15 protein-coding genes are annotated in these 18,906 nt (G+C 74.4%); 7 read left to right on the forward strand and 8 right to left on the reverse strand.

From position 1 onward, the window contains the following. Positions 1–47 precede the first annotated feature (47 nt). Both AB0C33_RS48275 and AB0C33_RS48280 read left to right on the forward strand, forming a co-directional pair. On the forward strand, positions 48–1,136 hold the full coding sequence (locus AB0C33_RS48275; RefSeq protein ID WP_358301724.1) for an FtsX-like permease family protein: 1,089 nt from the start codon (positions 48–50) through the stop codon (positions 1,134–1,136). After that, entirely contained in the window at positions 1,133–1,822 is a 690-nt protein-coding gene (locus AB0C33_RS48280) for an ABC transporter ATP-binding protein (protein WP_358301637.1), read from the forward strand. The genes AB0C33_RS48275 and AB0C33_RS48280 overlap by 4 nt, the downstream gene beginning before the upstream one ends. 30 nt (positions 1,823–1,852) lie before the next feature. Here the strand turns inward: AB0C33_RS48280 and AB0C33_RS48285 are convergent, their stop codons facing one another. The 3 genes from AB0C33_RS48285 to AB0C33_RS48295 all read right to left on the reverse strand — a co-directional run bounded on the left by AB0C33_RS48285 (position 1,853) and on the right by AB0C33_RS48295 (position 5,950). Then, entirely contained in the window at positions 1,853–2,602 is a 750-nt protein-coding gene (locus AB0C33_RS48285; RefSeq protein WP_358301640.1) for a hemerythrin domain-containing protein, read from the reverse strand. A gap of 106 nt (positions 2,603–2,708) precedes the next feature. Next, positions 2,709–4,526: a vWA domain-containing protein gene (locus tag AB0C33_RS48290; protein WP_358301643.1), complete on the reverse strand. Its 1,818-nt coding sequence runs from the start codon at positions 4,524–4,526 to the stop codon at positions 2,709–2,711. Between the two features lie 161 nt (positions 4,527–4,687). Next, on the reverse strand, positions 4,688–5,950 hold the full coding sequence (locus AB0C33_RS48295; protein WP_358301646.1) for an MFS transporter: 1,263 nt from the start codon (positions 5,948–5,950) through the stop codon (positions 4,688–4,690). A gap of 184 nt (positions 5,951–6,134) precedes the next feature. Here AB0C33_RS48295 and AB0C33_RS48300 point away from each other — a divergent pair, with 184 nt between their 5' ends. From AB0C33_RS48300 to AB0C33_RS48310, 3 genes are all read left to right on the forward strand, one after another. Continuing rightward, complete coding sequence (locus tag AB0C33_RS48300) at positions 6,135–7,523, forward strand: MBL fold metallo-hydrolase (RefSeq protein WP_358301649.1); 1,389 nt, start codon at positions 6,135–6,137, stop codon at positions 7,521–7,523. Between the two features lie 75 nt (positions 7,524–7,598). Continuing rightward, on the forward strand, positions 7,599–8,171 hold the full coding sequence (locus tag AB0C33_RS48305) for a rhodanese-like domain-containing protein (RefSeq protein ID WP_358301651.1): 573 nt from the start codon (positions 7,599–7,601) through the stop codon (positions 8,169–8,171). Continuing rightward, complete coding sequence (locus AB0C33_RS48310) at positions 8,168–9,016, forward strand: sulfite exporter TauE/SafE family protein (protein WP_358301654.1); 849 nt, start codon at positions 8,168–8,170, stop codon at positions 9,014–9,016. The genes AB0C33_RS48305 and AB0C33_RS48310 overlap by 4 nt, the downstream gene beginning before the upstream one ends. Here AB0C33_RS48310 and pta read toward each other — a convergent pair. Further along, positions 9,002–11,062, reverse strand: coding sequence for a phosphate acetyltransferase (pta, locus tag AB0C33_RS48315; protein ID WP_358301657.1), 2,061 nt, complete (start codon positions 11,060–11,062; stop codon positions 9,002–9,004). The two genes, AB0C33_RS48310 and pta, sit on opposite strands and share 15 nt — an antisense overlap. Before the next feature lie 159 nt (positions 11,063–11,221). Here pta and AB0C33_RS48320 point away from each other — a divergent pair, with 159 nt between their 5' ends. Next, a complete protein-coding gene (locus AB0C33_RS48320; protein ID WP_358301659.1) occupies positions 11,222–14,125 on the forward strand; it encodes a pyridoxamine 5'-phosphate oxidase family protein in 2,904 nt (967 codons plus the stop codon). A 24-nt stretch (positions 14,126–14,149) separates the two neighbouring features. Here the strand turns inward: AB0C33_RS48320 and AB0C33_RS48325 are convergent, their stop codons facing one another. From AB0C33_RS48325 to AB0C33_RS48335, 3 genes are read right to left on the reverse strand one after another with little or no spacing between them, the layout of a single operon-like run. Then, on the reverse strand, positions 14,150–15,274 hold the full coding sequence (locus tag AB0C33_RS48325) for a M50 family metallopeptidase (protein ID WP_358301662.1): 1,125 nt from the start codon (positions 15,272–15,274) through the stop codon (positions 14,150–14,152). Positions 15,275–15,320: 46 nt separating this feature from the next. Then, on the reverse strand, positions 15,321–16,166 hold the full coding sequence (locus tag AB0C33_RS48330) for a universal stress protein (protein WP_358301665.1): 846 nt from the start codon (positions 16,164–16,166) through the stop codon (positions 15,321–15,323). Between the two features lie 40 nt (positions 16,167–16,206). Then, the gene (locus tag AB0C33_RS48335) at positions 16,207–17,046 is read right to left on the reverse strand and encodes a universal stress protein (RefSeq protein WP_358301668.1); all 840 of its coding nucleotides are present in this window, start codon (positions 17,044–17,046) and stop codon (positions 16,207–16,209) included. Positions 17,047–17,268: 222 nt separating this feature from the next. On the opposite strand from AB0C33_RS48335, the gene AB0C33_RS48340 reads away from it, so the two are divergent. Further along, positions 17,269–18,180 (forward strand): universal stress protein, encoded by a 912-nt coding sequence (locus AB0C33_RS48340; RefSeq protein WP_358301671.1) that lies wholly within the window; start codon positions 17,269–17,271, stop codon positions 18,178–18,180. A 10-nt stretch (positions 18,181–18,190) separates the two neighbouring features. Here the strand turns inward: AB0C33_RS48340 and AB0C33_RS48345 are convergent, their stop codons facing one another. Then, complete coding sequence (locus AB0C33_RS48345) at positions 18,191–18,901, reverse strand: universal stress protein (protein WP_358301674.1); 711 nt, start codon at positions 18,899–18,901, stop codon at positions 18,191–18,193. Positions 18,902–18,906 lie beyond the last annotated feature (5 nt).

An 18,906-nucleotide genomic window follows, 5' to 3' on the forward strand; every position in this document is an offset into this window, starting at 1 on the left:
CGCTGGAGCACGTCAACGTGACCTTCAACCGCAACGGGGGACGCGCCGTGTTCGTGGCGCTCAGAGACCTGCGCTTCGCGAAGGGACGGTTCGCTCTCATGGGCGCCGTCGTCTTCCTCATCACCCTCCTGGTGACCATGTTGTCCGGCCTGACCGCCGGGCTGGCGCGGGAGAACATCTCGGCCGTGGAGGGCCTGCCCGCCGGGCACCTCGTCTTCGCCGGCGGCGGGAAACCGTCCTTCGCCGACAGCCGCGTCACCGACCGGACCTGGCAGGAGTGGCGGCGGGCGACCGGCGACGCCGCCGAGCGGCTGGGCGTCTCCATGTCGCGGCTCGGCTACGACGGCGACGGGAGCGCGGGGGTGGCGCTCTTCGGCGTCCAGCCGGGCGGCGCCCTCGCCGAGGGGCGGCCCGTGGACGACGGGAAGGTCGTCCTCTCCGCCGCGCTCGCCGCCGACACCGGGGTGGGCGCCGGGGACACGGTGCGGATCGCGGGCCGGGACTTCACCGTGTCCGGCGTCGGCGGCCAGGCGTCCTACAGCCACACGCCCGTCGTCTGGGTCGGCATCGGCGACTGGGAGCGGATGGGCCGCCAGACCGGCGCCGACAGCGTGGCGACCGTCCTGGCGCTGCCCGCCGGTGACACGGGGCTGCCTGCCGGTGGCACGGCCGGTCTGGCCGCGGCCGACGCGCGGCTCGGCACCACGACGGTCCCGCTGTCGCAGGCGCCCGCCGCGATCGGCTCCTTCTCCTCCGAGAACGGGTCGCTCCAGCTCATGCGCGGGTTCCTGTTCGCGATCTCGGCCCTGGTCATCGGGGCCTTCTTCACCGTCTGGACGATCCAGCGGCGCGGCGACGTCGCCGTGCTCAAGGCCCTGGGCGCGAGCTCCGGCTACCTGCTGCGGGACGCGCTCGCCCAGGCGGTCATCGTGCTGCTGGGCGGCGCGGGCGCCGGCGGCCTGCTCGGCGCGGGACTCGGCGCGCTGGCCGAGGGCACGGTGCCGTTCGTGTTGTCGGCGGCCACCACCGTGGCGCCGGTGGCCGTGCTGATCCTTCTCGGCGCCGCCGGGGCCGCGCTGGCCATCCGCAAGATCACCTCTGTCGACCCGCTGACCGCCCTGGGAGCCTCCCGATGACACTCAAGCTGACCGACGTCGTCCTGACCTACCCCGACGGCGACCGTACGCTGACCGCGCTCGACCATGTCAGCCTGGCCGTCGCGGCGGGCGAGTTCGCCGCGGTGGTCGGCCCGTCCGGCTCCGGCAAGTCGAGCCTGCTCGCCGTCGCCGCCACCCTGATCACGCCCGCCGCGGGCAGCGTGATCATCGCCGGGCAGGACGTCTCAAGAGCCGGTCAGGCGGCCCGCACCAGGGTTCGCCGCGACCACGTCGGCATCGTGTTCCAGCAGGCCAACCTGCTGCCCTCGCTCACCGCGCTGGACCAGCTCCTGGTGATGGCGCACCTGGCCGGCGAGCCCCCGCGCGCGGCCGGCCCGCGGGCGCGGGAGCTGCTGCTCGCCGTCGACCTGGGCGGCAAGGAGCACAAACGCCCGCACCAGCTGTCCGGCGGCGAGCGCCAGCGCGTCAACATCGCCCGCGCCCTGATGAACTCCCCCGAGGTGCTGCTGGTGGACGAGCCCACCAGCGCGCTCGACCACCACCGGGGTGAGCGCATCGTCTCCCTGCTGGCCGACCTCACCAGGCGCAACGACCTGGCCACCGTCATGGTCACGCACGACCTGGCCACCCTGGACCAGGTGGACACCGTCCTGTCCATGGACGACGGCAGGCTCGGCGAACGCGCCGCCACCCGGGTCGCCTGACCGGGCCCGCGCCGCGAGCACCGGCCGGGGTCAGCCGCGCGGGGTGAACTGGTCGAGGTCGTAGATGCCGAGCGCCTTCTCGATGTCGGCCACCTGCGCGACCACGCCGGTGAAGCCGGCCGCGCCGAATCGGCGGTGCTCCTCGTCCTCGAACGTCTCGGCCAGCTCGGCGAACTCCTTGGGCGGGATGACGGCCCGCATGGCGGGGAAGACCACGGTGTCCTCGCGCGCCTCGTGCGGCTCGTACATGCGGACGAAGGCGGCCAGGTCGGCGGTCAGGCCGCGGCGGACGCTCTGGGGGACGGGCCGCGCGGTGGCGTCCAGGATGCGGCCGGTCAGGACGCGTCCGCGCCGGTGCTGCCGGATCAGCACGGGCACGACGTCGGTGAGCCTGCCCGCCCCGACCAGGCGCGGGAAGACGTAACGCTCTTCCAGCCGCTCGTGGTAGTCCTCGATGAACGTGCGGATGATCCCGGCCCCGGCGTGCAGGGGGCCGACCGGCACCCGCTCCCCGGCGCCGATCCGCCGGACGCCCTCCCGGTAGACCAGCAGGACGCGCTTGAGGACCCCGTGCTCGCGCATGAGGTCCTCCGGCGGCGTGACCGGCACCTCCCCGGCCCGCTCCGGGCCGGGGGCGGGGCTGGCCGTCGCGGCACTGCGGGCCGGCCGCGCGGTGTCGCAGCCGGTCAGCATCGCCGAGCCGCAGGCCAGGGCGACGGGCATGGCCAGCATCTCGCGACGGCGCACGCTCGCCGGCCCGCCGCCTGCTTCGTCCCGCATCGTCCGCCCCCGTTCCCGAGCCGCCCCTCCCAGGTGCTGCCCGTCGGCGGCGGTCCGACGCGAAGGCGCGGGTAATCCTTGTGCCGGGAACGCGTCTACCTGCGGGCTACCACTCCTCGTTCCAAGCCTCGTCAGGGTCGGACCACTCCTGCGGGTGCGGGCAGGCGAAGGCCGATTTGTGGCAGACGTCGTGCCAGCCCGGGTGCTCCTCGCAGTGGTCCCAGTACGGATGCCCGCCGTGGCAGTGCTCCGGACGGGTCGGCGTGGGCTTCGGCGTGGGCGTCGGGGTCGGGGTCACCGTCGGTGTCGGCGTCGGCGTCGGCGTCGGCGTCGGAGTGGGCGTCGGGGTCGGGGTCGGCGTCGGAGTGGGCGTCGGGGTCGGGGTCGGCGCGGGCGGGCGGTTGTAGACGGTGCAGCTGACGGCCGCGTCGCTCGGCACCTCGACCGTGAAGCCGAGGCCGCCGCTGTTGGTCACCGGCACCTCGACCCCGGTGTCGATCAGGCGGCAGACGGCGTTCCGCCCGCCCTGGGTGACCAGGGTATGACCGGGGTGCTGGGCCTCGGTGACGGTGACGTCGGCCGACGCGGTCTGGCTGAAGGTGAGGTCGAAGTTGACCGACCCCGTGCCGTCGCCGGTCGTCGACTCGGTGGCGGGCAGCCCGCCGATGCCCGGCGTGGTGGTCTCGGCGGTGAAGTCCCAGCCGGGGCCGGCCGGGGTGGCGCCGGTGACGTCCTCACCTGTGTTGCCGGACGGGACGAGCTGCTTGATCACCGACAGCGACCCCTCGCACTGGGCGCGGACGATCTCCCGCAACGCCTGCCCGGCGGCGGCGTAGTCGCTGGTCTGGAAGTAGTCGGCGGCGACCGCGTTGGAGCCGTCGAAGGCGGTCGTGCCGGAGATGGCGCGCAGGTTGAGCGCGGTCAGGCCGGTCACGCCGTTGCCGACGCCGACGGCCAGGACGCGGGTGCCCTCGGCCTTGACCGCGTTGGCGGAGAAGATCCCGGCCTCCACCTCGGCGATGCGGGTGTTGCTGCCGTCGCCGAGCAGGGTGTCGTAGTAGGTGGGGTTGCCGTCGGTGAGCACCACCAGCAGGTCGTAGCGCGGCGCGGCCTCGGCGACCGCCCACAGGCCGCGGTCCCAGTTGGTGCCGCTGCCGAGCTGCCAGTCGGCGTACTGGTTCTTGAACGCCTCGGCGCCCGCCTCGGTGGAGACCGGCATGAGGTCGGGGTTGTTCGTGGTGCCGGCGCTGGGCGAGTTGCGGTCGAAGGTGAACAGCGCCATCCGGGACGGGGTGCCGGTGAGCGCGTCGGTGAAGGTGTCGGCGGCCGCCTTCAGGTCGGGCAGCGCGCTGCCCACCGAGGCCGACAGGTCGAGCAGCAGCGCGACGTCGAGGCCGCAGGTGAGATCGGGCCGGGGGTTGACCCGTGACTGCTGCCAGATCCCGGTCGAGGCGGTGGCGTCCGCGCGGGTGTCGTTGATCATGAAGTCGCTGGTGGAGGAGTACGTGGCGCCGCTCTCCAGTGCGGGGGTCTGGAAGACGTACGGCGTGGCGACGGAGTTCGATCCGCTGCCGCGGCCGGTGCGCAGCTCGGGGTTGGTGTACCAGCCGCCGGGGGCGGAGATCTGCTTGACGTAGAAGCGGGCGCCGGCGTTGTCACCGCCCGGCTCGGTGCCGGGGACGACGAAGCTGCAGTCGCCGTCGTCGTCCGAGACGCACACGCCCCAGTCGGCGTCGACCGGGACGGCCGCGTCGGGCGTGGCGAACAGGCCGAGCTCGACCCCGGCCAGCGGCCCCACGGTGGTGTCGCCGGTGCGGTCGCCGCCGGTCCGCACCGTCACGACCGAGGTGTCCGGCGACGGATCGGGCACGACCAGCGGGGACGAGGGTACCGCGAGCAGCCCCGCGCACAACACTTTCGCCATCCTGCCGGCGACTATGCGAACACTCTTCATCTTTCCCCCAGAGCGATCCGATCAATACGGACTGTAACCATGGGTGGATCACAGGGCGCTTCCGCCGTCCCCGGCCGCGCGATCAATGCCGACCGCACCTTGGGACGCGCTTGACCTGGGACAGGCCCCCGTCAGCCCGCCGTACGGCCAGTGATCCAGCGGGCGGCGAGCAGGCCGGAGACGGCGGTGAGGACGGCCCCCGCGACGACCGTGGCGCCGAGGCCGAGCACGTCGGCGAGCACCCCGGCGACCAGGGCTCCCGCCGCGTAGCCGACGTCGCGCCAGAAGCGGTAGGCACCCAGGGCGTTGGCCCGCCAGGAGGGGTGGGCGCGGTCGGAGACCGAGGCGATGAGGGCGGGGTAGACCATGGCGGTGCCGAGCCCGAGGACGACGGCGGACAGGACCCCGGCGAGCAGGGCGTCGCCCAGCGGGGCGACGGCCAGGAGGAGCCCGCCGGCCTGGACGAGCATGCCGGTGACGATGAGGGGTTTGCGGCCGAGGCGGTCGGCGAGGTGCCCGGCGGGGATCTGGCCGACGCCCCACAGCAACGGGTACAGGCCCTTGATCAGGCCGACGGCGGCCAGGCCCAGGCCGTGGTCGGTGAACAGGAGGGGGAAGACGCCCCAGGTGAGGCCGTCGTTGAGGTTGTTGACCAGGCCGGCCTGGCTGACGCCGCGCAGCGAGCGGTCGCGCCAGGACGTGCGGGCGAACGCGGCCGCCGGACCGATGTCCCCGCCGGCCGGCCGGGGGTGCCGGTCGAGTTCGAGGGCCACGTGGGCGGCGGTGTCGCGGACGGCCAGGGCCAGGGCCAGCCCGGCCGCGACGAAGACGACGCCGACGAGCTCGGGAAGGGGCCGCAGGCCGTGACGGGTGGCGAGGTAGCCGGTGAGCAGGGCGGTGGCGCCGACGGCGGTGTACCCGGCGGCCTCGTTGAGGCCGGTGGCCAGCCCCCGCCGGGCGGGCCCGACCAGGTCGATCTTCATGTTGACGGTCATCGACCAGGTCAGGCCCTGGTTGAGGCCGAGCAGGACGTTCGCGGCCACGATCCACCCCCAGGAGGGCGCCCAGGCCAGGACGAACGGGACGGGGATCCCGATCAGCCAGCCGGCCACCAGGAGCTGCTTGCGGCGGAACCGGGCCGTCAGCGCTCCGGCGGCCAGGTTGGTGACCGCCTTGGTGAGCCCGAAGGCGACGATGAAGGAGAAGACGGCGAGGTCGCTGGTCAGGCCGAAGGCGTGGGTGCCGATGAGCGGCACGGTGGTGCGTTCGAGGCCCACCAGGCCGCCGACGGCGACGTTGACGACGACCAGCAGCGAGAACTGCAGGGCGTTCGCCCGGAGCCCTAGGCGTACGGGGGGTCGGCCGGCCGGGGCGGGAGCGGAGGTGTTCTGCACGCGGAGGTCCCTTCGCGCCTGGATTGCCGGGTGGATATGTCCAGGTCAGCATACCCCCCCCGGTATCCTGGGCAATACCACGGGGGGTATTTGACATCCTCTCCGCGGAGAACCTACTGTCGGGTCTCGTCGATACCCCCCGGGGTATCAACCCACTGGCCGCGTTCCTCACGAAGGGATTGCCGTGTTCTTCACCCAGTACTACCTGGACTGCCTCTCGCAGGCGTCGTACATGATCGCCGACGAGGGGACCGGCCGCGCGGTGGTCGTCGACCCCCGGCGGGACGTCTCCGAGTACCTGGCCGACGCCCGCGCGCACGGCCTGACCGTCGTCGGCGTCGTCAACACCCACTTCCACGCCGACTTCGTCGCCGGCCACCTGGAGCTGGCCGACAGCACCGGCGCCTGGATCGGCTACGGCCGCCGCGCCGAGACCGAGTACCCCATCCGCAAGCTCGGCGACGGCGAGCGCATCTCCCTCGGCGACGTCACCCTGGAGATCATGGAGACGCCCGGCCACACCCCGGAGTCGATCAGCGTCCTGGTCTACGAGCACGCCGAGGACCCCGTCCCGTACGGGGTGCTGACCGGCGACGCCCTGTTCATCGGCGACGTCGGCCGCCCCGACCTGCTCGCCTCCGTCGGCGTCACCCCCGGGGAACTGGGCGCGAGGTTGTACGACAGCGTGCAGAACAGGCTCATGGGCCTGCCCGACGCGGTGCGGGTCTTCCCCGCCCACGGCGCCGGCTCGGCCTGCGGCAAGAACCTCTCGGCCGAGAAGCAGTCGACCATCGGCGAGCAGCGGGCCACCAACTACGCGTGCGCGCCGATGGACCGCGAGACGTTCGTCGCGCTCGTCACCGCCGGGCAGCCCGCCGCCCCCGGCTACTTCGCCTACGACGCCGATCTCAACCGCAGAGACCGCGCCCGCTACGACGCCTCGGCGGCGCCCGTGCCGCTGACCCTCGACGGGTTCACCGAACTGAGGGCCGCCGGCACGGTCGTGGTGGACGCCCGCGACCCGCAGGACTTCGCCGCCGGGCACCTGCGCGGCGCGGTGAACGTGCCCGCCGACGGGCGCTTCGCCGAGCAGGCGGGCACCGTGCTCGACCCGGCCGCCGAGCTGGTCGTCATGGCGCCGCAGAACCGCGAGGAGGAGGTCGTCACCCGCCTGGCCCGGATCGGCTTCGACCGCGTCGCGGGCTACCTGCGCAACCCCGACGACGCGCTGGTGGCCCTCGCCGCCGAGGTCGCCCCGGCCAGCCGCCTGACCGCCGCGCAGCTGCGCGCCGCGCTCGCCGGCGACGCCCCGCCCGTCGTCGTGGACGTGCGCACCGCGGGCGAGCGCGAGGCGAACGGCTTCATCGACGCCGCGCTGCACATCCCGCTGAGCGAGCTGCCCGCCCGCAGCGGCGAGCTGCCCGCCGACCGGCCCGTCGTCCTGCACTGCGCGGGCGGTCACCGCTCCTCCGTCGCGGCGAGCCTGCTGCGGCACCGCGGCTTCCAGGACGTCTCCGACGTGCTCGGCGGCTACGCCGCGTGGGCCCTGTCGGCCGAGCCGGCCGGCGTCTGACCGGACTGTTCCCCGTCCCTGTCCTACACACATGTCTACTCGATACCCCCCGGGGTATCGGCGAAGGAAAGACCCATGAACACCTCCTCCGTCCTCACCCCCACCGTGCTGCAGCGGCTCGTCCAGGAAGGGCGGGCGCCGCGGCTGCTCGACGTGCGCACGCCCGGCGAGTTCCGCACGGCGCACATCCCCGGCTCCTACAACGTGCCGCTGAACACCCTGCGCGAGCACCGGGCCGAGCTGCTGACCCACCTGGACGAGGACGTCGTGCTCGTCTGCCGCTCCGGGGCGCGGGCCGCGCAGGCCGGGCAGGCCCTCGCCGAGGCCGGGCTGCCGAACCTGCGCGTCCTGGAGGGCGGCACCGTCGCGTGGGAGACGGCCGGCGCGTTCCTGGAGCGGGGGCCCGAGCGGTGGGACATCGAGCGCCAGGTGCGGCTCGTGGCCGGTTCCGTCGTCCTGGTCACCGGTCTGGCCGGGATCTTCCTGCCCGGCGCGCACCTGATCGGCACCGCGATCGGCGCGGGCCTGACGTACGCGGCCGTCAGCAACTCCTGTGCCATGGGCGTCCTGCTGTCCCGGCTGCCCTACAACCGCGGGCCGCGCACCGACATCCGCACGGTGCTCGCGGAGCTGCGGAGCACCCCGTGACCGTGCTGATCGTCGCGGCGTCGCTGCTCGTCGGGGTCAGCCTCGGCGTGCTGGGCGGCGGCGGCTCGATCCTGACCGTGCCGATCCTGGTCTACCTGGCCGGGCAGGACACCAAGGAGGCGATCGCCACCTCGCTGTTCGTCGTCGGCGTCACCAGCCTGGCCGCGCTGGTCCCGCACGCGCGGGCCCGGCGGATCCGCTGGCGGACCGGGCTGCTCTTCGGCGCGTTCAGCATGGCCGGCGCGTACGGCGGCGGACGCCTCGCCGAGTACGTCCCCGGCACGGCGCTGCTCGTCACCTTCGCCCTGATGATGCTGGCCACGGCGGTCGCGATGCTGCGCCGGCCCCGCAACCCCAGGAAGCGGGCGCGGCCTGCCCACGGCGACCTGCCGCTGCCGCACATCGCGGCGGAGGGCCTGGTCGTCGGGGCGGTGACGGGGCTGGTCGGCTCCGGCGGCGGTTTCCTCGTCGTCCCGGCGCTCGCCCTGCTGGGCGGGCTGCCGATGGGCGTCGCGGTCGGCACCTCGCTGCTCGTCATCGCGATGAAGTCGTTCGCCGGGCTCGCCGGGCACCTGGCGGGCGTCGCGATCGACTGGCGTCTCGCCCTGATCGTGACGGCGTCCGCGGTGATCGGCAGCCTGGCCGGCGGCCGGCTCGCGGGCCGCATCCCGCAGGACGCGCTGCGCACGGCGTTCGGCTGGTTCGTCGTCGTCATGGGCGTGTTCGTGCTCGTCCAGCAGGCCGGCGCCGCCGTCTGGAGCCATCCGGCCACGTGGGCGGGGGTCGTGGCCGTGCTGGCCGCCGTCCTCGCCGCCCGCCGGTGGCGCGCCTCAGGCGCCGGCTGACGGGCCCGAGGACGCCGTTTCGTCGCGCACCTGGGCGGCCGTGACCGCCACGGTGGTGACGATGTCGGCCACGGTGGCGCCTCTGGACAGGTCGTTGACCGGCCTGCGCAGCCCCTGCAGCACCGGCCCCACCGCGACCGCCCCCGCGCTGCGCTGGACGGCCTTGTACAGGTTGTTGCCGGTGTTCAGGTCGGGCACCACGAAGACGGTGGCGTGCCCGGCCACCTGGCTGCCGGGCATCTTGGCCCGCGCCACGGCCGGGTCCACCGCGGCGTCGTACTGGATCGGCCCTTCCACCTGGAGGTCCGGGCGGCGCTGACGGACCAGCTCGGTGGCGGCGCGCACCTTGTCGACCTCGGCGCCCGCGCCCGAGGTGCCCGTCGAGTACGACAACATCGCGATCCTGGGCTCGACGCCGAACATCGCCGCGGTGCGGGCCGAGGCGATCGCGATGTCGGCGAGCTGCTCGGCGGTGGGGTCGGGGTTGACCGCGCAGTCGCCGTAGACCAGGACCCGGTCGGCCAGGCACATGAAGAACACGCTGGAGACCAGCCCGAGCCGCAGGATCTCGAACGCCGGCCTGATCGTGTGCGCGGTGGTGTGCGTGGCGCCGGAGACCATGCCGTCGGCCAGGCCGGCGTGGACCATGAGCGTGCCGAAGTAGGAGACGTCGGTGACGGTGTCGCGGGCCAGCTCGACGGTCATCCCCCGGTGCGCCCGCGCCTCGGCGTAGGCGTGCGCGAACCGCTCGCGCAGCTCCGGGTCGAACGGGCTGAGCACCCTGGCCGCGGCCAGGTCGAGGCCGAGCTGGGCGGCCTGGACCCTGATGCGTTCGGCGTCGCCGAGCAGGGTGAGGTCGGCCACGTCCCGGCGCAGCAGGATGTCGGCCGCGCGCAGGATGCGCGGCTCCTCGCCCTCGGGCAGCACGATGTGCCTGCGCCGGGCGCGGGCCCGGTCCAGCAGCTCGTACTCGAACATCAGCGGCGTGACGACGTCGGTCTTGGCGATGTCCAGCCGTTCCAGCAGCAGCGGGCCGTCCACGTGCTCGGCGAACAGGCGCAGCGCCGCGTCGATCTTGCCGCCCGCCTCGGGCGTGAACCGCCCCTCCACGGCCGACAGCCGGGTCGCGGTGTCGAACGTGTCGTGACCGGTGGCGATCACCGGCAGCGGGATCTCCATGCCGCGCAGCAGCCGCTCCACCGAGCCGGGCAGCTCCGTGCCGCCGGTGAGCACCACCGCCGACAGGGCCGGGAAGCCCGGCGAGGTGTGCGCGGCGATCAGGCCGGGCAGCAGCGCGGCCGCCCGGTCGGACGGGATGATCACCGCCGCGCCCTCGGTGAGACGCTCCAGGATGCCGGGCAGCGACATCGCGCCCACCATCAGCGCGCTCGCCTCCCGGCCGAGCCCGTCGCGCTCGCCGAGGAAGAACCAGCCGTCGCAGGCGTCGAGCAGGTCGGCGACCGTCGGCGCCCGCAGCGAAGGGGTCTCCGGCAGCGCGAACACGGGCGTCGCATGGCTGAACGCGAGCGGCCCGCCGGTCGAGCGGGTGACCACGACCGCGAGCTCCTGGGCGTGATGGTGGGCCAGCTCCCTGGAGGACACCTCGACCGCCGCGGCGGTGCGGGCGGCCGTCCGGCCCCTGCCGCTCACCACGTTGATCACCGGGGTGCCCAGGTCGGCGGCCAGCCGGGCGTTGAACCCGAACTCCGTCGGCGCGCCCACGTCGGTGTAGTCGGTGCCGACCACCACGACCGCCTCGCAGCGCCGGGCCAGCGCGCGGAAGCGGGCCACGATGTCGCCGGCCGCCCGCTCGACGTCGGCGTGCACCTCGTCATAGGTGACCCCCGCGCACGCCTCGTAGGGCAGGGCGAGCTGGAACCGGCTGCGGATGGTGTTGACCAGGCCGTCCTCGCGTCCGGCCCGTACCACCGGGCGGAACACGCCCACGCTTCCCACCTGCCGGGACAGCAGCTCGACCAGGCCCAGGGCGACGGTCCCCTTGTTGCTTCCCGCTTCGCCGGCGGCGACGTACACAGCTCGTGTCATGACACTCATTCTCGACGCCCCCGCCGGGTCCGGAACGCCATCGGGCCCGGATCAGTGCCGTACGCCCCAGGTGGCAGGGACCAACGTCCCTGTCTTGGGGGTGAGGCAGGTGGGTAGCGTCATCGTCATGGCCGCCTTGACCCGGTCCGTGGGGTCGCGATGAACCCGTGGACGCTCACGTACGAGGGCTTCGCCCCGGGCTCGGCCGGGCTGCGGGAGGCGCTGTGCACGCTCGGCAACGGCCGCTTCGCCACCCGCGGCGCCACGCCCGAGGGCCGGATCCGCACGCCCGGCACCTACCACGCGGGCTGCTACGACCGTCTGGCCTCGCAGGTGGGCGGCCGGACGGCCGTCAACGAGGACCTGGTCAACCTGCCCGACTGGCTGCCGCTCGGCTTCGCCACCCCCGGCCAGGACTGGTTCAGCCCGGAGCTGGCCGACCTGCTCGGCTACACCCAGGAGCTCGACCTGCGCCACGGGGTGCTGCGGCGGGAGCTGCGCTGGCGCGACGCGCGGGGCCGGGTCACCCGGGTGCGGCAACGCCGCCTGGTCTCCATGGCCGATCCCGCCCTGGCCGCCCTGGAGACGACCTTCACCGCGGAGAACTGGTCGGGCCCGCTGCGCGTCCGCGCCGGGCTGGACGGGCGCGTCACCAACAGCGGCGTCGAACGCTACCGCGACCTGCGCGGCGACCACCTGACGGAGCACGCCACGGGCCACCGCGACGGGCTGACCTGGCTGACCGCGACCACCCGCGCCTCCCGTGTCACCGTCGCGCTCGCCGCCCGCGCCGACGCCCCCTCCCCCGGCTCGCCCTCCATGGAGCCCGACCACGTCGCCAGCGAGCACGTGCTGACGGTGGCCGAGGGCACGCCGGTGACGTTCACGAAGGTCGTCGCCCTGCTGACCTCGCGCGATCCCGCCGTGCACGACCCGCTGTCGGCCGCCCTGCGCCGCGCGGCCACGGCCCCGGGCTTCGCCGAGCTGCTGGAGGCGCATGCCGCGGCCTGGGAGCGGCTGTGGGAGCGGGCCGAGCTGAACGTGGACGGGCCGGAGCTGTCGCAGATCGTCCACCTGCACATCTTCCACCTGCTCCAGACCCTGTCGCCGCACACCGCCGACCTCGACGCCGGGGTGCCGGCGCGGGGCCTGCACGGCGAGGCGTACCGGGGGCACGTGTTCTGGGACGAGCTGTTCGTCCTGCCCTGGCTCAACCTGCGCTTCCCCGAGATCTCCCGCGGCCTGCTGCGCTACCGGTGGCGTCGCCTGCCCGAGGCCCGCGCGGCCGCCCGGTCGGCCGGGTACGAGGGCGCGATGTTCCCCTGGCAGAGCGGCAGCGACGGCCAGGAGGAGACCCAGACCTACCACCTCAACCCCGCCTCGGGACGCTGGCTGCCGGACGTCTCCCACCTGCAGCGCCACGTCGGCCTCGCCATCGCCTACAACGTGTGGCAGTACCGCCTGGCCACCGGCTCCATGCCGTCGTGGTGCGCCGACCTGCTGATCGCCATCGCGCGGTTCTTCGCCTCGCTGGCCGTGCTCGACCCCGTCTCCGGCCGGTACGAGATCCGCGGCGTCATGGGCCCGGACGAGTACCACACCGCCTACCCCGGCGCCGCCGAGCCGGGCCTGGCCAACAACGCCTACACCAACGTCATGACCGTGTGGCTGCTGCGGCACGCCCTCCGGCTCGGCGCGGCCGGCGCGCGGGAGGCGGCGCGGTGGGAGGACATCACCCGCCGCATGCGGGTCGACTTCCACGACGGCGTCATCAGCCAGTTCACCGGCTACGCCGGGCTCGCCGAGCTGGACTGGGAGCGGTACGCGGGCGTCCGCCGCCTCGACCGCGCCCTGGAGGCCGACGGCGACGACGTGAACCGCTACAAGGCGTCCAAGCAGGCCGACACGCTGATGCTGTTCTACCTGCTGGGCGCCGACGAGCTGCTGGCGATCCTCGACGGGCTCGGCTACCCGGCCGACCCCGGCCTGATCCCGCGGACGACCGCCTACTACCTCGACCGCACCAGCCACGGCTCCACGCTGAGCGCGGTCGTGCACGCCTGGGTGTTGTCGCGCTGCGACCGGGCGCGCTCCTGGCAGTTCTTCGCCGAGGCGCTGGTCGGGGACGTGCACGACGTCCAGGGCGGCACCACCGCCGAGGGCGTGCACCTGGGCGCGATGGCCGGGACGGTGGACATGCTGCAACGCTGCTACCTGGGCCTGGAGCCGAGGCCCGAGGGCCTGTTCCTCGACCCTCTGCTGCCCGGACGGCTCGGCACGCTCTCGTTGCCGGTCCTGTTCCGCGGACGCCGGATCACCATCGAGGCCGGCCACGACGGCACGCGGGTCGACGGCGTCCCCGTGCCGGGCGGTGCGGGCCTCGTCCTCACGGAGAGAGAGATGATCATGACGAACAGTGGCGACTTCGGACGCCGGGTGGCCCACCACCGCGACCGGCTGGGCCTCACCGTCGACCAGCTGGCCGAGCGCGCCGACATGTCCCCCGGGTACGTCACGTACCTGGAGGGCCACCTCGGCATCCCGGACAGGAACACGGTGACCCGCCTGGCCACCGCCCTGGAGACGACCCCGCAGGACCTGCTGGGCGGTGGCCGCGACCGCCCGCCGGGCCCCGGCGCCGGCCCGGACGAGCCGGTCCTGGAGGTCCTCGACCCCGAGGAGTGCCTGCGTCTGGTCGCGCCGGGCGGGATCGGGCGGATCGCGTTCAACGGCTCGCACGGGCCCACAGTGCTGCCCGTCAACTACCGGCTGCACGAGGGCGCCGTGCTGTTCCGCACGTCCCGCGGCGGGCCCATGGACCAGGACCTGCGCACCGGCCTGGAGGGCGTGGACATCATGATCGGCTTCCAGGTGGACCGGATCGACGAGGTGCGCAAGGAGGGCTGGAGCGTGCTGATCCAGGGGCCCGCCCACCACGTGCCCGAGGACGAGGTCGCCAAGCTGGCCGACGCGGGCGTCACGCCATGGGCGGGCGGGGAACGTCATCTCTACATCCGGGTCGTGCCGCACCAGGTCACCGGCCGCCGGATCCACGGCCTGTGAGCCGGCCGCCGCCGTGGACCCGCGTCACACGGGGGCGGCGGGCCGCAGCAGCGCCTGTTGCAGCGCCCTGCCGAGGTCGGCGTCGGTGATCATGCCGGTGACCGCGCCGCCCTCGACGACCACCGCCGACAGACCGCCCACCCGGGACGGACGTTCCAGCAGGGCGGCCGCGTCGTCGTCCGGCGACAGGACGCGCGGCGGCTTCTGGGCGGCGACCAGCGTCTCCACCCTGGTGTCCCCCCTGCGCTCGGCGGGCACGGCGAGCAGGGTCTCCAGCGAGACCACGCCGAGCGGCGCCCCGTCGAGCCCCACGACGGGGAAGACGGACTGGTGCGAGCCGAGCACCACCGTGTCGACCAGCCCCTGCACGGTCAGCCACGCGGGGGCCAGGTCCGGCGTGGCCGTCATGACGTCCCGCACCAGCACTCCCCCGAGGCCGCGCCGGGCCGCCCTGCTCATGATCTCGCCGCGGGCGGCGCCCGCGATGTACCAGCCGGTGATCACCACCCACATCCCGCCCAGCGGGTTCCACACCCAGATCACGACGAACCCGGTGAAGGTCAGCGCCATGCCGATCGCGTAACCGGCCCGCGCGGCGCCGGCGTCGGCGCGGGCGCGGTCGCCGTGGCGGCTCCACATCAGGCCGTGCAGCACCCGCCCGCCGTCGAGCGGGCTGCCGGGCAGCAGGTTGAACACGCCCAGGACGAGGTTCATCATGGCCAGCCACGCCGCGGCGGCCCTGGGCACGCCCGGCGGCAGCACGGCCGTCACGGCGAGGGCGAGACCGCCCAGCAGCAGGCTCGCGGCGGGGCCGGCGGCCGCCGTCACCACCTCGGCCCCGGGCGTCCGCGCCTCGTCGCGGAACTGCGTGACGCCGCCCAGCGCCCAGAGGGTGACGGACTCCACCTCCATGCCGCACCGCTTGGCCACCAGCGCGTGCGCCAGCTCGTGCGCGAGCAGGGACACCATGAGCAACAGCCCCGTGAGCGCGCCGGCGACCCAGTACGTCGTCCTGCCCGCGCCCGGGGCGGCGACGGCCAGGACCCCGGAGCCCAATCCCACCGCCACGAGCGTGACGATGGCCAGCGCGGACCAGTGAGCGCCGACGGGGATGCCCGCCACCCGTCCGAAGCGCAGGGTTTGCCTCATACTTCCAGCTTGCATGCTTCTCGACCCTCCTGACCAGGGACGACCTCTAGGGGCGGACCACCGCGACGGCGCAGCGGGCGTGGTGCAGCACCCCCCTGCTGACCGAGCCGAGCACCAGCGAGCCGAACGTGCCCCGCCCGTGGGAGCCGACCACGACCAGGTCGCAGGGGGCCCCGGTGAGCGCCTCGACCGGATGCGCGCTCTGGACGTCCTCCACGATCGTCACCTCGGGACACCTCTCCCGCCATCCGGCCGTCCGGGCGCGGACCGCCTCGTGCTGGGCGGCGCGCACCTCGTCCAGGTCGTAGGCGATCTCGGGGGCGAAGGCGTGCACGGGGATCTGCCAGGCGCGGATCAGGCGCAGCCGGGCGCCGCGCAGCCTGGCCTGCTCGAAGGCGTAGCCGATGGCCGGCCGGCAGACGTCGGAGTCGCCGATCCCGACGCCGATCTCGCCGACCGGCCCGCCGCCCTCGGCGCGCACCACCACCACGGGACAGGCGGCGTGCCCGGCCACGTGCGTGGTCACCGATCCCAGCAGCGCGCCGGCGAAGCCGCCCAGCCCCCGGTTGCCGATGACCAGCTCGTCCGCCTGCCGCGCCTGATCCAGCAGGACGGCCGCGGGTGTCCCCTCGACGACCTCGGCGTGCAGCCGCACCGACGGCTGCCGGGCGCGCGCGGCGGTCTCGGCCGCCTCCAGCACCTTGGCCGCCGCCAGCAGCAGGTAGTTGCCCTGGCCGTAGTCGGGGAACCTGGTGACGGCGTACGGCTGCCGGTCCAGGGCGTGCACGATCCGCAGCTGCGCGCCCGTCCGCGCGGCGTCGTCGGCGGCCCAGCCGACGGCCGCGGCGGCGGGGGCCGAGCCGTCGGCTCCCACCACGATCACACCGGCCATGACGCCCCCTCGTCCGACACTCCGAACACCTCCGGTCCCGTCATCCCTTCTCCGCGCGCGGCCGTACCACCGCCACCGGGCAGGCCGCGTGATGCAGCACGCCGTGGCTCACCGAGCCGAGCACCGCGGAGGAGAAGCCGCCCCGTCCGCGCGAGCCGACCACGACGAGGTCCGCGGCGGCGGCCGCCTCGGTGAGCGCGGCCACGGGGTGCCCGCGCACCTGCTCGTCGGTGATCTCGACGTCGGGGTTCTCGCTCCGGCACGGGTTCACCCGCGCCTGGGCCGCCCTCGCCTCCTCCTGGAAGGAGTCGGCCAGCAGGTGGCTGTAGGCCGCCCAGTACGGCGAGACCGCCGGCGCCTGCCAGGCGTAGACCACGTGCAGGCGGGCGCGCCGCGCACGGGCCTGCTCGACGGCGTACGCCATGGCCTGGCGCGATCCCGCCGAGCCGTCGTCGCCGGCCACCACCAGGTCGTGCCGGACGGCGACCACCCCGCGGACGACCACCACGGTCCCCGCGGCGTGCCCGGCCACCGCCCGGCCCACCGACCCCAGCACCATGCCGGCGAAGCCGCCCATGCCCCTGCTGCCCAGCACCAGGCTGTCGGCCGTGGCCGATTCGACGATCAGCGCGTCGATCACGTTGCCCGCCAGCATCTCGGCGGTGACCTCGACGCCCCCGCCGATCGCGCGGGCCCGGCCGGCGGCCGCCTCCAGCGCGCCCACGCAGTACCGGGCGCCGTCCACGCCGAGCACCCACTGCTCGCACACGTGCACGAGCCGGAGCGGCAACCCTCTGCGCTGGGCGTCGCCGGCGGCCCATTCCACCGCGGCGGTCGATGACGCGGAGCCGTCCACCGCGGCCACGATCCGTCCGCGCATCTTCCCTCCTTCGCGCCTTCGACATCCCCATACCCGCCATAACGGATATAAGGGGCGTAAACACACCAAAAGTCGCCGCTGTCCCCTCCAACTTCGGGACCCGGCGCGCGACGGGCAAGCAGGCTAGGCCAAGACTTTCCTCCCCCGTGGGGCTCGTCCCGCCGGTCCAGGGAAGGCTCATCCGCGCAGGTAACCGGACAGAATCCGCTCCCGGAGGCGGCAGTGATCGACGCCCACGCCGGCCGGCCCGTGCTCGTCGGGTACGACGACTCGACCGAGAGCCGCCACGCGCTGCACTGGGCGGTCGCCGACGCGCGCCTGCGCGGGCTGCCCGTCCTCGTCTGCCACGCCCTGCACTGGCCCTACGCCCCCAGACCCGTCGCCCAGGAGATCATGCGGCACGTCGAACCGGTGGCGCTCGGCGTCGTGGAAGAGGGCGTCCGGCGGGCCAGGGAGCTGGCCCCGGAGCTGGACGTGCAGCCGCTCCTGGGCCGGGGCACCCCCTCGGCGGTGTTGCTGGAGGCCGCGCGCGAGGCGGAGCTGACGGTGCTCGGATCGCGCGGGCAGGGCGGGTTCGAGGGGCTTCAGGTGGGGTCGGCCGCCGTCCAGGTGCCCGCGCACAGCGTCACGCCGGTCGTGGTCGTCCGGCCGCCGCTCCAGCCGCCCACCCGCCAGGACGTCAGGATCGTGGCCGGCCTGGACGGCTCACCCGCCAGCCTGGCCGCCTTCGACCTCGCCCTGGACGAGGCCGCCCTGCGCGAGGGCACCGTGACGGCCCTGTGCTGCTGGGCCGACTGCGGGTCGTCGTCCTGGCAGGAGCCGCTGCCCTTCGTGGACTCGCACGCGCTGCGCAAGGGCGCGGAGAACCGCTTCCGCGAGGTCGTCTCCCACCTGGCCCGCAGACGCCCCGAGGTGACGGTGGTCACCGAGTTCCTGACCGAACGCCCCCAGCGCGTGCTGATCGAGGCCTCCAAGGACGCCACGCTCCTCGTGCTCGGCAACCGGGGTAACGAGGCCCCTCCCTGCCTGCTGCTCGGTGCGGTGACGCAGGCCGCCCTGCTGGAGTCCAGGTGCCCGGTCGCGGTGGCGCCCGCGGCCGTGCTGAACCCGCGGCTGCCGCCCGCGTCCGGGTGACGCGGGGGGCTCAGGGGCGGTCGCCCGGCACCACCGCGACCGGGCAGGGCGCGTGCTGCGGAAGGGAGCTCGCGGTGCCGAGATGCGCGGCCCGCGGCCGGCCGACCACGACCAGCGTCGCCCGCTCGTGGGGCTCACCCTGCTCCACCTGGACCTCCGGACGGCGAGCCGCCCACTCCCCCAGGTCGGCGGAGGCCGCGAGCGGCAGCCCGCGCAGGGCCGCCTCGGCGAAGGCGAACTCGACGACCGCCGCGTCCGGCTCCCGCTCGGCCAGGACGACCGGGCCGGGACGGGTGGCCTTCGGCAGCGGCCCCGGCCCGCGTACGACGATCACCGGGCACTCGGCGTGCGCGGCGGCGTACCCGGCCACCGAACCGACCACCACCCTGGGCAGCGCGCTCAGCCCCCGCGAGCCGACCACGACGAGCGTGGCGTCGCCGGACAGCTCCACCAGCCGCTGGGCGGCCGGGCCCTCGTACAGGTCGGTCTCCACGCGGACGCCCGAGCTGGTGGAGCGGGCGCACTCGGCGCCGTGCCACAGGACGTGCTCGGCCGCCTTGCGCAGGTGGGCCTTGGCCTCCTCCTCCGCCTCGCCGTACGGCCATTGCCAGGCGTGGACGACGGTCAGCGGCAGGTTCCTGAGCTCGGCCTCGTCCAGCGCCCAGTCCAGGGCCTGGACGGAGAAGTCCGAGCCGTCGTAGCCGAGCACGATGCGATCCATGTCCG

The sequence above is a fragment of the Nonomuraea sp. NPDC048881 genome (genome assembly GCF_040649795.1).
In the GTDB taxonomy this organism is placed as follows: domain Bacteria; phylum Actinomycetota; class Actinomycetes; order Streptosporangiales; family Streptosporangiaceae; genus Nonomuraea.

Bases quoted from the DNA above. Each gene is read 5' to 3' on its own strand.
- AB0C33_RS48345 (WP_358301674.1), bottom strand. From the start codon at position 18,901: ATGGATCGCATCGTGCTCGGCTACGACGGCTCGGACTTCTCCGTCCAG.
- AB0C33_RS48285 (WP_358301640.1), bottom strand. From the start codon at position 2,602: ATGCGGGACGAAGCAGGCGGCGGGCCGGCGAGCGTGCGCCGTCGCGAG.
- AB0C33_RS48335 (WP_358301668.1), bottom strand. From the start codon at position 17,046: ATGCGCGGACGGATCGTGGCCGCGGTGGACGGCTCCGCGTCATCGACC.
- AB0C33_RS48320 (WP_358301659.1), top strand. From the start codon at position 11,222: ATGAACCCGTGGACGCTCACGTACGAGGGCTTCGCCCCGGGCTCGGCC.
- AB0C33_RS48330 (WP_358301665.1), bottom strand. From the start codon at position 16,166: ATGGCCGGTGTGATCGTGGTGGGAGCCGACGGCTCGGCCCCCGCCGCC.
- AB0C33_RS48280 (WP_358301637.1), top strand. From the start codon at position 1,133: ATGACACTCAAGCTGACCGACGTCGTCCTGACCTACCCCGACGGCGAC.
- AB0C33_RS48290 (WP_358301643.1), bottom strand. From the start codon at position 4,526: ATGGCGAAAGTGTTGTGCGCGGGGCTGCTCGCGGTACCCTCGTCCCCG.
- AB0C33_RS48325 (WP_358301662.1), bottom strand. From the start codon at position 15,274: ATGAGGCAAACCCTGCGCTTCGGACGGGTGGCGGGCATCCCCGTCGGC.
- pta (WP_358301657.1), bottom strand. From the start codon at position 11,062: ATGACACGAGCTGTGTACGTCGCCGCCGGCGAAGCGGGAAGCAACAAG.
- AB0C33_RS48305 (WP_358301651.1), top strand. From the start codon at position 7,599: ATGAACACCTCCTCCGTCCTCACCCCCACCGTGCTGCAGCGGCTCGTC.